At 54.7% G+C, this 14,256-nt stretch carries 8 protein-coding genes; 7 read left to right on the top strand and 1 reads right to left on the bottom strand.

From position 1 onward, the window contains the following. Positions 1 to 810: 810 nt before the first annotated feature. The 7 genes from QP978_RS08970 to QP978_RS08940 all read left to right on the top strand — a co-directional run bounded on the left by QP978_RS08970 (position 811) and on the right by QP978_RS08940 (position 12,736). Complete coding sequence (locus tag QP978_RS08970) at positions 811 to 3,738, top strand: VaFE repeat-containing surface-anchored protein (protein ID WP_284857091.1); 2,928 nt, start codon at positions 811 to 813, stop codon at positions 3,736 to 3,738. A 9-nt stretch (positions 3,739 to 3,747) separates the two neighbouring features. Continuing rightward, a complete protein-coding gene (locus QP978_RS08965; RefSeq protein ID WP_284857090.1) occupies positions 3,748 to 4,503 on the top strand; it encodes a class F sortase in 756 nt (251 codons plus the stop codon). Between the two features lie 175 nt (positions 4,504 to 4,678). Beyond that, positions 4,679 to 5,038: a hypothetical protein gene (locus QP978_RS08960; protein WP_005511660.1), complete on the top strand. Its 360-nt coding sequence runs from the start codon at positions 4,679 to 4,681 to the stop codon at positions 5,036 to 5,038. A gap of 669 nt (positions 5,039 to 5,707) precedes the next feature. Continuing rightward, positions 5,708 to 7,342 carry a SpaH/EbpB family LPXTG-anchored major pilin gene (locus QP978_RS08955; RefSeq protein WP_049190894.1) on the top strand — a complete coding sequence of 545 codons (1,635 nt, stop codon included), beginning with the start codon at positions 5,708 to 5,710 and terminating at the stop codon, positions 7,340 to 7,342. A gap of 237 nt (positions 7,343 to 7,579) precedes the next feature. Beyond that, the gene (locus QP978_RS08950; protein WP_284857092.1) at positions 7,580 to 8,593 is read left to right on the top strand and encodes a class C sortase; all 1,014 of its coding nucleotides are present in this window, start codon (positions 7,580 to 7,582) and stop codon (positions 8,591 to 8,593) included. After that, entirely contained in the window at positions 8,586 to 9,518 is a 933-nt protein-coding gene (locus tag QP978_RS08945; RefSeq protein WP_284857089.1) for an isopeptide-forming domain-containing protein, read from the top strand. Before QP978_RS08950 ends, QP978_RS08945 begins: the two co-directional genes overlap by 8 nt. Next, on the top strand, positions 9,518 to 12,736 hold the full coding sequence (locus QP978_RS08940) for an LPXTG cell wall anchor domain-containing protein (protein WP_070827620.1): 3,219 nt from the start codon (positions 9,518 to 9,520) through the stop codon (positions 12,734 to 12,736). Before QP978_RS08945 ends, QP978_RS08940 begins: the two co-directional genes overlap by 1 nt. 106 nt (positions 12,737 to 12,842) lie before the next feature. On the opposite strand, the gene QP978_RS08935 is transcribed toward QP978_RS08940, so the two are convergent. Then, positions 12,843 to 13,475, bottom strand: coding sequence for a trypsin-like serine protease (locus QP978_RS08935; protein WP_284857088.1), 633 nt, complete (start codon positions 13,473 to 13,475; stop codon positions 12,843 to 12,845). Positions 13,476 to 14,256: the final 781 nt, after the last annotated feature.

The raw sequence follows: 14,256 nt of genomic DNA, 5'->3' as shown, positions 1-14,256 counted from the left end.
TCGACGGGTTAACTCCCCGGGAGGTAATCTCTGGTGTTATCCATGATGCAATGACCGCCTGACCCTACCGCTTGAAAGTGTCATAAACTCGCACAGTTTCACACTTGCAGCCCTCTATTCGGGCGCGATTTACATAACGTGATCTGTTGGAATGTCTTGAATCGGATCCACTTTTGTCTATTAACTGCGGATGGAGAGGGCTGGGGGTGGAGAGGCGATTATTTACGCAGCCGCAATTAACGCACAATTATGTGGCTTATTAAATGCGCCTAGGGGGTGTTTTTGCAAATGGCTCAGAGGTGTCATTATTGCGTTCGGAAAATTATTGGGGTGCATTTTCATTAGATGGGGGTGGGGTGTCGGCTGTGCCTTATCTCACAATTATAAGAATCGTGACATGGGAGACATTTCAACCCGAATTAATGGGTGGAAATTTATTGAAAAATCTTCATATCTGCAGGTAATGGAGGTTTATCTGGGCTGAATGGCTAGGCGTCGTAGAGGAAGGTGGAATGTTGGTATTTGTCCGTTGTCCATATGGCTACCCCTGAAAAAATATCCAAACAACAATTATCGGCATTGAAATAAAGGGAAATAGGGGTGTCAATTAAATGGCTCAACAAACATAAAATGTATTTGTTATATTCGGGGGCGGCCAACGCTATAAATGAGAATTAGAAGGCGATGTCAACTGGGCTACCTGTGATGGGGGCTGGAGACGCTTATGCGTGGTCATTGATTGTTCATTGAAGGCTGGAAAGGTAGCGAAAGGTGTATAACGCACTGAAATCGAAGGAAGGGGGAGGGCTCATGTTCGGTCGTTTTACAAACGAGAAGCGCTGGTTGGCGCTATTTAGCTTCATGGCTGTGCTCGCTCTTTTCTTCGCTAAATCTCCAATAATTGCGCATGCGCAGGATGCAGAAGACACTGGCGAAACCCTGACGATTCAGAAGATTCTGAGTGTTCCTGGAACCGTTAAGGGTGTTGAAGCCAATGGAAATGTCCGTGATTTTGGGCCACTCATTGCGGCATTTGACGAGGCTGCAACTCCATTTGGTAGCCACAAAATGGGTTACTGCATTGAGGCCAGCGTCGCCGGTGATCTTTATGACACCGGTCGTGTGCAGAACTTCAGTCAGTTCTCGCGCAGTACAGATACCAATAACAAGCTGCGGAACGACTTTGACCGATACCGGAAGCTCAACTGGATTGCGCACCACGGTTCTCCAGCTGTTGGTTTGGATGAACTGGGGAAGGCAGCTGGAGTTAAAGGACGTCTGAATGTGCTGGACGCCAATAACGCAACTCAATTCGCTCTGTGGCACTTCTCCGATGACATTGACTTCTCCCAGGGCATTCACAACCCATCGACGAAGGCTGTCTACTACTACCTCACTGGTCCGGCTAACGTCGGTCAGGGCACTGTCGACGGTACGAACCGCACTGGCTACATTTTCAACAATGGTAAGAAACAAGACATCATTGTGATTGACAATGTCACTCCGTCTTCCGGTGAAGTTCCGGCAGAGCCGACGAAGCCGTCCGAGCCAGAAAAGCCGACCGAACCGGAGCAGCCAACCGAACCGGAAAAGCCGACTACTCCGACCACGCCTGCGGAGACCACGACCCCGTCCGAGTCGACCAAGCCGTCCGAGCCGGAGAAGCCGACCACGCGTAAGCCGTCGATCTCCACTCAGGCTCGCCTGAACGGCAACAAGATTGTTGCGGGCGCTGTGGTTAAGGACATCGTGAAGTTCACCGACCTGGTTCCGGGTAAGAACTACCGCCTGGACGCCACCCTGGTGGACAAGACCAATGCTGATCGCATCCTGGGGACCGGCAGCGTGGAATTCACTCCGGAGACCTCTTCGGGTGAGCAGGCTGTCATGATTACCGTCTCCGATGATGTAGATGAGCCGGTTTCCGCTGCTGTTGCATTTGAAAAGCTGACCTCGACAGAGGTCACCGCCGATGGCCAGGACAACACCGATGGTCAGCGGGTAGAAATCGCTACCCATGAGGACATCAACGACGCAGCTCAGACTGTTCACGGCGAAAAGCCAGAGCAGCCGTCGACCTCCGAGGAGACCCCGACGAGCGAGGAGACGACCGAAGAGACAACGGAGCCGTCGTCCAGCGAGACCACTACTTCTGAGACCAGTGAGTCTGAGACTCCGACGACGTCGGAAAGCGAAGAGCAGCCGAGCTCTTCGACGACTACTCCTAACACCTCCGAGTCCACGAAGCCGGCCGCTCCGACGGAACCGACCGAGCCGACTGACAGCACTGAGTCGCAGACCGCGGAGCCGAGCGAGCCGACTGAGACTACCGAACCGTCTAAGCCGAGCGAGCCCGCTGATACGCCGCTGGAGCCGGAGCTGCGCACGGTAGCCGAGCTTCAGGGCAATCGCATTGAGGCTAATGCCAAGGTCGTCGACACCGTGCATTTCGAGGGTCTGGTCCCTGGTAAGAACTACACCCTCTCCGGTGAACTGGTTAACAAGGCTGATGGCTCTGTGATTGGTCATGGCGAGGCGACGTTCAAGCCGACGTCGGCAAGCGGTACTGTGACTGTCACTCTTGAGGTGTCTGACTCTGTTAAGACTCCGGTTGCTGAGGCCGTCGTATTCGAGCACCTGACCTCTGATGAGGTTGACTCGACTGGTAAGGAAAGCGCTGGTCAGGTCAATGAGATTGCCGACCACGCAGATATCAACGACGCTAGCCAGACCGTGACCGGCGAGGTTCCGGAGAATCCGGAAGACACTCCGACTGAGGAAAGCGAAACTCCGTCCGAGGAGACGACCGCACCGGAGACCAGCTCGACTGAGCCGACCACGTCCACGGTTCCGGCAACGCCGAGCGAGGATGAGCCGTCCGAGCAGCCGGAGACGACACAGCCGGAAGAGCCGTCTGAGACGACAACTCCGTCTACGTCCGAGTCCGAAAAGCCGAGCAAGCCGAGCAAGCCGACTAAGCCTGCTCAGCCAGAGAAGCCGAGCAAGCCGACGAAGCCTGCCCAGCCGGAAAAGCCGAGCAAGCCGATCAAGCCTGCCCAGCCGGAGAAGCCGAGCAACCCGAGCACCCCAGCTCAGTCTGAGGGCAACCCAGCCATCACGACTACTGCCGGCATTGCCGGGAAGGGTCTGGTTGAGAAGGGTGCTGTCGTTATCGACACCGTGCACTTCACTGGCCTGAAGCCGGGCACGAAGTACACGTTGACCGGTGAGCTGATGTGCAAGGAGACGGGCAAGTCCACTGGCGCTAGGAGCCGCCTGCACTTTGTGCCGACGGCATCCGCCGGCACGGTTGATGTTCCGATCATCATCACCGACGGCGACTGCGCTTCTCAGGTTGCCTTCGAGACTCTGACCGATGCCAATGGCAAGGAAGTTGCTGTTCACAAGGACATCAACTCTGCGGAGCAGACTGTCACGAACGGCAAGACCCCGGAGAACACGCCATCTGAGCAGCCGAAGGATGAGGGCGAGCAGAACACGCCTAACGACGATTCCTCTGCACCTACCAGCGACTCTGCCACCCCGACCACTGTGATTAATCAGCACTCGGAGCAGAACAACACCAACGTCACCATCATCGGTGGCACTGGCCAGGACAAGCAGAAGAATCACGGAAAGCCGTTGGCTCCGAACTCGGAACGACGTGCAATTAGTTCGGTTCCGTCTGGCCCGACCGGTTTGGCTACTCACGCTCTGCCGACGGTAGCCACGAACTAAGGAGATCCCATGACTGATCAGTTTGGCTCGGACGAGACCGGCAAGGAACCTGGCAACACACCAGGATTCGAACCGGAAACCGAAACCGGCGCACTCGACCACGTTGATCCGTTTGACCAGGACAAAGACCAGGTCGACGGCCAAGTAGAAGACCTGCAGGACGTGCCTTGGTGGAAGCAGCCACGGGTGTATATCGCCGCTATCGCATTAATCGGCGTTATCGCTCTGCTGGTGATTGCCCAGATCAATCGCAATGATTCGACGCTCGATGGCGCGCAGGAGAATCTTCCTACTCCAGCACAGGGTTCTCGGGGAGCTGTGCACGAGATGGAGATGCTCATTGATGGTAAGTCGGCTCCGATTGATTTCGTTCAGCTGACTGATCAGGGATCTCTGATTCCTCCGACCGACGTTTCGCGCCTGGGCTGGTATTCCGCCTCCGCGATTCCCGGTGAGAAAGGTGCTGCTGGATCGTCCGTCATTACCGGCCACGTCAATGAGGTGGACCAGGGCGATGGTTACGCTGCACGTTTCGCTGACCTGAAGGCTGGTGACACTGTCACGGTGAAGGTAGATGGCGAAAGCCGAGACTTCACCGTCAGCAAGGATCCAATCCAGGTGGTCAAGGGCGCCCAGATGCCCGAGGCTGTCAACGACGCAGTTGGTGAGAACCGCTTGGTCCTCATCACCTGCGGAGGCGAGTTCGTCGGCGGCACCTTGGGTTACGCCGACAACATCATCGTCGAGGCCACTCCAGTGCGCTAATCCAGTGCGCTAGATCAGAGCACTAGGGCGCTGGGGCTCAGCCTCAACTAGTTGACCAATTTCATTGGCTGTGGCTGTTGAACGCCGTCGAACAACGGCGGCGCCGGCAGTCGCAGAAAAACACAGAACAAATCTGCAGAAACCCTGCAGAAACACAGAAGATAAGGAAGTACCTATGAGCATGTTGAAGAAAATCGGTGTCTGGGGTGTGGGCGCACTCGTGCTTGCCGCTCCGGTTGCCACTGCCGCACAGGCAGTAGCTGCACCTGCAAACTCTGCTGACACTGCAGTTGTCGCTCCGGGCAAGGGTGGGTTCCTCCACTCGGGCAAGCTAGCCGTCAACCGCTACGTCTTCGAGCTTGAGCACCGCGATGGCAAGGACTACGTCAACATCACCTTCACCGGCGATCACAGCGCTGACGTGCAGATCATGCCGGATGGCATGACCCCTGAGGGCAAGAAGAAGGTCGATCAGATTGGTGACGTCCTCAAGCTCAACGGTTACAACGATGTTCACTACTGGGCGGTTCTCTAAACGCCTCTTGTGACGCCACAGCGCGCCCCGTGTCGCTTACTGCCTCTGTGCTTTACAGGTCCTAGCACAGGGTGGTGCACCGCGGGGCGTTTTGCTTCAAACGGTTTTTGCTTTCGCTTACCGACGATGCTGTGACAGCAAACACAAGAAGGTTGATAAGTCCTCATTTTCCCGGCGTGCTCTGCGGCGGTAATGGTTAGACATAGGAGCCATCGCTATAGGGCAATTGCCTACCCCCATTTTTGGGTGGGTTTGATTGTGTGGGGAATTGAGAGGGGTTTGGCCGCGATTGGAAAAAACCGCTGTGACCTCGATAAAAAGATATTAATCTCTTGCAATTCTTATGTTTGTGTAGGTTTCTTGGATGCTTGGTTTGGCGGTGTGTAACCGTCGGGTATCGATTGGAAGTGAAACGAGTTAAGTTATTTATAAGCGGTTCACTGAGCGCTATTAACTGAGCGAGCAATGGGCTTGAACTGCAATGTTTCAGCCAGTAAACGTTAAAGTTCATAACGCTTAGGCTTAAAAGGTTAGACAGACTGGTCTTTCCCTTAAGGAAAATCTCAGTTTTGGCAAGTCGGGGAACGTTGGTGTCGCCGTCTGGAGTGAATCGCGAGACGTATTGAAGCCTGTCGCTTCATTTTGGACTTCTGTAAAGGACCTGTTTTCGTGAATAAGTTCTCTCGTACCGCCCGCTCGGTAACCTTCGCTGCCATCGTCGGTCTGTCGATGGGTGTCTCCGCCCCGGCTGCAATCGCTCAGGACACTGCCGTCAACCAGGCTGCCGGCAACTCCCCTCTGGTAAATAAGGACGCCAAGGGCTCGCTCACCATTCATAAGTTCGGTAACCCGACCAGCGAAGGTCAGCCGTCTGGTACCGAAGCTGACGTCCAGGACGTTATTGCCAATGGTGGCGAGAAGCTCGCAGGTGTCGGCTTCACCGTTTACAAGATCAACAAGACTGCAGATGGCGCTACCCCCATCGATGTCACCACCAACGAGGGTCTGCTGGCTGCTTCGAAGCTGAAGGCTGGCGAGTTCGCTACTGGTACCCAGGCGACTCAGGCTCTGATTGACAACGGTACCCTGACGCAGGTCGCAACCGGCACGACCGACCAGGACGGCAAGTGGAACGTTGGCCAGGATCTGGCTCTTGGCGCTTACCTGGTTGTTGAGACCGGTCCGAAGGAAGGCTATGACCCGGCTGTTCCGTTCATCGCTTTCGTTCCGATGACCAGCAATGGCAAGGTAGGCGACGAGACTCAGGGCACCACCTGGAACTACGACGTTCACGCATTCCCGAAGAACTACAAGGATGAAGAGCCGACCAAGACCGTTAAGGACAAGGACCAGAACGCCGGCGACAAAGCGCTGGTCTACACCGTCACGGGTACCGCTCGCCAGCTGAAGCCGAACACGGAGCGTACCCAGTTCCAGATCACTGACCAGATTGACCCGAAGCTGGAAGTCACCAAGGTTGATGTCAAGGTTGTCAAGGCAGATGGTACGGAGCGGGCTCTGTCCGAAACCGACGACCGCGACGGTAAGTTCTTCGAGGGCAACAATGTCGATGTCAACCTGAAGCCAGACGTTGCAAAGACTCTTGGTACTGGTGACAAGGTCGTCGTTACCATCACCACCACGCTGAAGCCGCAGTTCAAGGAAGCTACCGACATCGCGCCGAACACCGGTTTGGTCTTCCAGAACAACCCGGACGGTTCCGAGAACAGCACTCCGAAGGAGACTCCGAAGGTCAAGACCTACTGGGGTGGCGTGCAGTTCAAGAAGGTTGATGGCGACCGCAACGCTCTGGAAGGTGCCGAGTTCCAGATTGTCCGCCAGGCTGCTGGCCAGAAGTGCTCCGACATTGACACCACCAAGAAGGACTCCTGGACTCCGGTTAACGGCCAGCAGGGTGACGAGGTGAAGACCACCTTCGTCTCTGGCCAGGACGGTATCGTCAAGATTACCGGTCTTCACGTCAACGACTTCGAAGACAACGCTGAGGTTGTCGAAGGCGAACAGTCCCACTACTGCCTGATTGAGACCAAGGCTCCGAAGGGTAAGGAGCTGCTGCCGGAGGCACTCGAGTTCAAGCTGGTTGCTAAGCAGACTGCCCCGGAGCGTGTTTACGAGCTGGCATCCGTCCAGGTCGGCGCTAACCCGGGTGAGGTTGTTAACTCCGACGACACCACCCCGAACCTGCCGATGACCGGTGGTGCCGGTGTTGGCATCCTGGCTGCTATCGGTGCAGCTATCGTCGCAGCTGGTGCATGGTTCGCCCGCCGCGGTTCCAAGAACTAAATCCGAGTAAAGGCTCGGCCACTGGAGCGCTTTAGCTCCAGTGTTGAGGGAATAGCGTGCGTTCAACAGCGCACGCCATTCCTGTAGTTTGCGCATCACTGAAATTACTGTTGCGGCCTTTCGATGTGCTCTTTTTCAACAGCAGGCATCTCTACGCCGGTGAGAAAGAGAAAGGCCACATCCCTTTTTGATTGACTTCTTGGGAGTTCCTCCGTGGGTAAACACTCTGCGTCTACTCTGACGCGGGACGCATCAGCTGAGCGGCCTGAACAGCCTGAGCAGGCGAAAAAGAACAGCATGGTTCTCCCCGCAATTTTGGTGATTGTGGGCTTGCTTGTGATGCTGTACCCGGTTGTCTCCACGGCATTGAACAATTACGGCACCTCTAAGGCGGCCAAAGAGTTCGCCAAGCTGGAAAAGTCCGTACCTCAAGAAGTTAAAGATGAACAGTGGGAACGCGCTCATTCTTACAATGAGCGCCAAACCACCGGCCCGATTCTGGACCCGTGGCTTAACGAAGTTAATGACCACAACCCCGAGTACGCCGCTTATCTCGATCAGCTAAACGCTACCGACGTGATGGCGCGTCTGATTTTCCCAGAGATTCAGGCTGACCTGCCGATTTACCACGGCACCAGCGATGAGGTGCTCGCCAAGGGGCTCGGACACCTATACGGATCTGATCTTCCAGTCGGCGGTGTTGGAACCCACTCCATCATTACCGGACACACCGGACTTACTAATGTAACGCTCTTCGATAACCTGCGGAAAGCAAAAGAGGGAGACGCCTTCTATATCCAGGTCGCAGGTCACAAGCTGAAGTACGAGATTGATCAAATCAAGGTTGTACTTCCGCATGAGACCGATGATCTTCGTCCCATTGAAGGCCAGGACTACATCACCCTCATCACTTGCACTCCTTACGGAATCAACACGCACCGTCTGCTAGTGCGTGGGCACCAAGTGCCGATGGATCCGTCGGAAAGCAAAATCTTCGACCAAACGCACGGAACTGGATGGCAGTGGTGGATGTACGCCCTGCTTATAGCGGTACTTGTGCTTGGCACGGGCTTCGCGTGGTGGCTCTGGCGCCAGCGCCTCGATGCCGACGAAGAGCTTGACGACGACGCCGAGAACGCGGACGTCGAGACTGCTGATGGCGACGCAGACAGCGATGGACTCGCTGACGGCAGCGAATCAGCGTCCGAGGATAATAACAACACTTCGTGGTGGGAAAACGACAATGAATAAATCTTTGACATCCCCCTGGAACCGGATAGCTGCGTTCTTAGCTGCCTGCGCTCTGGTTTCAGTAATGGGTGCAGTTGGCGCGAATGACGCCAACGCGGCCAGAATTGTTGGGCATCAGGATGCCCCGGGCGTTTCAGCAACGAGCGGCACGGACATTGTGCGCATTACCTTGAGCCCAGGAAACCCGGACGATGATAATTCGCCAGCTTCGGGTTCTATTTCTGGTGTGACCGTCCATCTGGAGCGTCTCAAGGGAGTCTCGCCGTCTAGGCCGCAGGACCGCGAGAAGGTGGAAAACGCCACTGCCGCTGAGCTTGCTGCATGGCCGAAAGACCTTCACTTTAGCCAGGTCACTGATGAAAACGGCTCCGTGAAGTTCAGCGATCTGCCGCAGGGTATTTACCTCGTTACCTCGACGGCTCCGAACGACAGCTACCGGGAGATTAATCCCTTTCTAGTATCGGTGCCGTTCTATGGGCTGGATTATGACTCCACTCCGGTAGAGGGAGTCATTGTGGCGAAGTCGCATAAGCCGGGGGAGACGCCACCACCGTCGACACCTCCGACAACTCCGCCGAAGACCCCACCAACGACGCCGCCGGCAACACCGCCTAAGACTCCACCGACGACGCCGGGCACATCGACTCCGCCGAAGACCCCGCCAACGACGCCGACAACACCGGGTGAACCGGGAACCTCGACGACCCCGTCGACTACCTCCACGCCACCTGATGAGCCGGGGACCTCGACACCTTCGGACTCTTCTGGATCCTCGTCGAGCTCCGGAAGCAGCGGAAGTTCCGGCTCGCTGGCGCTTACCGGTGTACAGGTGGCAGGGCTGGTAGCTCTCGCCGCAGCCCTGATTGGTGGAGGATTCGTCATTATCGCCGCTAGCAGGAAGAACTCAGAAAGTAGGAAGAACTAATGTTTTCGACAACATTCCGCTTGCCGGATTCACTGCGAACTGTGCTTCGCATGTTCTTGGCTGCTTTGCTAGCGGTAGCTCTCGTTGTCAGCGGTCAGGCGTTTGCGCCCAACGCGCCACAGGCGCAGGCACAGACGGAGGTTATTCCGACCACCCCGCCGAAGTATGAGTTTAAGAAGATCAAGGCGAAGCCAAATCCGGGCGACGCGAAGTTTGAGTTCACAGTTAATAGTGACGCGACGATTGACAGTCTCCAGTTCAATGTTGGCGGCTCGGAGTGGCTTCAAACTTATGAATTGAGCATTAATGGCAGGATGATTCCAGCTCAGTTCGACCAGAGTCGACCGCCTTATGAGGCGCGACGGGCACCGTTTGAAATTGTGCACAGTGGATTAAATCAAACGGTGAAAGCGGGCGATAAAATTAACTTAGAGTTATGGATCAATAATAGCGCAGCAACGGGCAGCGTATCTCTGACTCTTCGTGGCACTACCGCAGGTTCTACTGAGCCCACCAATCCAAGTCAGCCAACAGATCCGTCAACGGACCCGACGGAGCCTACCCAGCCGACAAATCCAACAGAGCCGACTGAGCCCACCGAGCCAGAGACCCCGGAGCCGGAACCGGAGCCGGGAACGATAACTCCAGCAGAACCGACTCTTGTCGACCCTGCAACTGCACCGGAGTGCGTGGAGAAGGCTTACATCAATATCCCGGACACCAAGGGAGTTGATTACTACCTCAACGCAAAAAAGGCGCCTGCCGGACCTCATGTGTATGAGCAGAACAAGCCAGGAACTGTCAAAGTCACTGCTGTAGCGCAGCCAGGTTTTAAGCTTGCTCCGAATGCGCGTACCGAGTGGACTTTCAATCTAAGTGGTGAAGTTAAAAACTGCTCAAATTCCTCCGAAGACCCCAAGCCACCGGCTGTCGAAGGGCGTCACTTTGACGCCATCGGTCACGAGTTTGCAGTTAAAGCTGACCCAGTAGATCCGAAGAAGCCCAATGCCTTTACGGCTAAGGTGACTGAGGAGTCTCACATGAAGTATGCAACGGTGCGTATCGAAACTGACGCGACTTTCTTGGATCCGCAGAAGTACAACCTCACGCTGGACCAAATTGAACCAGGTGTGACTTTGCTGAAGCGCAACGTCAACATCGGCAATGGGTTCATCACTATGGATGTCGTACCGGTAAAGGACGGCAAGCCGGTTGACTCTGCTCTCGTGCCTAAAGATGCAGTGTTTACCTTCACCAATAATCTTTCACAGAACAAGAACCTGAAGGTGACGCTCGATGTGTACGGAGAGAAAAAGAGCACACCAAAACCACCGGAGATTATCTCTCCGCCGGATGGAGCTCAGTGGGTTCACGGACGTGTCGCTAATCCGCCGATGCCGCAGCGCTGTGGCCTGCGCATTGCTGTGGTGGCCGACCTGTCCACCTCACTGAATTACGCTGATTCAAATGGCTTTACCGAGTCGAAGCGGGCGGCAAATGCTTTGATTGATTCGCTGGCTGGAACCCCTGCAGAACTGGGTATCTACAACTTCGCGGGTGGAGCGCCACGTGCTGCAAACGGCTCAACCTATGGGCAGAACCCTCCTTACATCTCGTTGCAATCAGAACAAGGTGTAAACCGGGCAAAGAGCATTGTCGCTAATTGGCAAGGCGACGGCTCGACCAACTGGGAGGCAGGCCTCAAGCAGGTCGCGGCAGGAAACTATGACGTGGTGTACTTCATCACCGACGGTATGCCGACATATTCCTCGAAAGCGCCCGGATTAAAACTTGGTGGCGAATTTGTTCAAGAATCCGCCCTTAACCAGGCAATTGATGCAGCTAATGAGCTGAAAGCGGCCGGAACTCGCATCGTCCCGATTATGGTCGACCTGACTGTAGGTGGAAAGTATGCTCAGCGCACAACTGTTACTCAGGATCTCGTACTAAAGAATGTACGTTGGTGGAAGAGTGGCACAAGCATTTCAGAGCCCGGACTTTATTGGCAGTTCACGAATAAGTACGTAGATGCAGCAAGTTATGTGGGCGATGATACTACTGCTAACTTCGAGATTGCGTATAAGAATGGTGGTTTCAAGGTTTGGGAGCGAACCCCACAAGGCAGGAATATCGAGATTACGCGTGATCAATCCAAGTGGACCTATGGTCCGCGTGGGGTCAAGACCATGGGTGAGGATATTTCTGGCACCGGTGACACCATCCGAGTCGAGCAGTACTCCAAGCTCGCCGCGCAGATGAAGCAGATTGGTGAACAACTTGCTTCTCGCTGTAACGGAGTTGTGAAGGTCAAGAAGCGCATTGTCGATGAAAACGGCAAGGTTCTCGAAGACGGTGCCCCTGGCTGGGAATTTACCCTTGCCGCAAATGACAATGTCATCGGCACCGGGTCCGGTCCGCTGGTCCATCAGTCGATGAAGGTGACCTCCGGATCCGAATCCGACAAGGGTACTGCATCGTGGAACATTGAAAGCGAACGTGAGCAATCGCTGGTTCTCACCGAAACGCAGAAGCAGGGCTACACCCTGTTCCGTCGCGGTGACACGTTAGATTCCACCGGTGATTTCAACGCGGTGTGTACTCAAACCCGAGGCGGGAAGACCTCACCACTGAAGGTCGAAAACGTCGGCGAGTTCGGCTTCCGGGTGAAGATGTCGGAATCCAATAAGGTCCTGTCTTCCATTTCCTGTGTAGTCGATAACTACGAAGCGCCGGACACCAAGCCAGGCAAGCTGACCTTGGAAAAGGCGGAATATGTCGATGGCGAAGGAGTCAAGGTTCTACCGGGGCTTGGTGGTGCGACTTTCGATATCTACCCCTCGGCAGGTGGTCAGCCGGATTTCAGCGGAGGACCGGTCTACACCATCACCCCAGATCAGAAGTCAATTGAGATTAACGAAACTGGTACTTTCTACCTGGTAGAGACTAAGTCGCCGGCAGGGCTTAGCCTGCTGCCAGAGCCAGTAGCTTTTGAAATCTCAGTTGACCAGGAGACTAAGGAGTACACCATCTCGGTGGTGGGTGGCAGTAGCCCGCTGATTAAGGCCGAAGGCTCCGGCGAGCTCATGATCATGCAGGTGACCGACACCAAGACCGGAACGCTACCAAAGACCGGTGGAAACGGAGTCCTGCTCTGGACGCTGTTCGGTGCGGTAATCGCAGCTTGCGGTTGGTTCTGGACTCGCCGCCAGCAGGCCTAATAACAAATAATGGGATCTGTGCAGTTGCCTGCACAGAACCCATTTGGCAGTAAAAGAACTAGGCTGGCTTCCCACCCATCAGGAAACCCTACATCACCAAACCCTCTTACCAGGGTGAGTTAGCAGTGATGTATGAGCCAAGGTGCTGCCCGTTCCCATCGATGATGTTCCAGGTAGTCGATACAACACCGACAGCGCCTCTTTCCGGGACCCATACTGGGCCACCGGAGTCGCCGCGTTGAGCGTGCACATTTTGAACCTGTAGAGCACTGTCCTCGGTTTGGTATGCCTCTCGGTCAGCGGCTAAACCGCAGGTCACTTTCCCCGTAGTGTTGCCGTATATGCAGACTGTCTCACCAGTTTGAACATCTGTTGGGGATATTATTGAGTCACCCGAATAGGAATTCTCACCGGCAATAGCGGGGTCATCAAGCGAAACAACTCCGATATCGTTTCCCGTATCTAGTGAATGGTCATAGGTGGGAGACGGTTGGAATACTCCAATTTTCTGAAAGGTCCCATCCGTCACCGTGTCTCCTTCTTGCCCACAATGACCTGCTGTGTAGATCTGAGAGTTACTTTTGTCGACGTAGCCAGCTGTACAGACACTGGCTTGTGGCCCATTAGCGTGAACGATAACAACTGGATCACCTTGGTTGATAGTGGCAGCGTAGGCCGGTAGTCCGGTTGTAGCCGTGATGATGGCAGTGACAGTGAAAATCCATGAAGGTCTATTCATGGGGAAATCTGCTCCTCAGTGAGTTGGTCGGTGGCGGCCCAAAAACTGGTTCTGGCGCTTCCAGGTCGCACATTGAAAAGCATTTCCTCTGGTTGGTTTTCCTAGAGGGCGAATACGAACGCGCATGGTAAGCGTCCAATCATCCTAAAGATGCGCAAAAACGAAGCTAATCTCGTCGAAAAAGATGGAACTTAAGCGTGCCGGGCAGTTTATATACCCGTTTCGTATCGCGAATATAAGGAAATGTATAAAACTATCAGTTAAGGTAGAACCTACGCTCAACTGAGCAATCATGTGCGATAGCGCTCCAAAAATGGGGTGGCAAAAAGGGCAACGCCTATCGGGGGAGCATGGCTAAACAGCTGCACTAACCAGCAGCAGAGTCGCCGCTGGCACTGTCGCCGTCGTCAAGCGCGGCAACCAAATCGTGGCGCGCACGAGTTCCAACCAGGGCCGGTACTAATCCAACGTCGAAATATGGAATAGTGCCGCAAATTGCACCTTGTTATACAAAGTTGTTGAATTTGTTAGCATTCTGCAGGCAAGTGGGGGCCGCTCGTAACATCAGAACCGTGAATGGCAGGTAAAAACTGCCGTCACGCAGGAGTAATCCAAAAATACAAAAATACCCGGAAGGCTGTGGGCAAAAACAAATCAAATCTGCGATCCGGTTATCTAAGAATTTTTTATAACGAAAGCCCTACTAGAGGGGGTCTCACGCAGCTATGTACTCCTAGTCGCACTGCAGATTGCCTGTGGCGGCTATAGCATCGGCATTGTC

The sequence above is a fragment of the Corynebacterium sp. MSK035 genome (assembly GCF_030232615.1).
In the GTDB taxonomy this organism is placed as follows: Bacteria; Actinomycetota; Actinomycetes; order Mycobacteriales; family Mycobacteriaceae; genus Corynebacterium; species Corynebacterium jeikeium_D.
The sequence above is the reverse complement of the archived record's forward strand: the minus strand, read 5'-3'. Positions and strand labels throughout refer to the sequence as shown.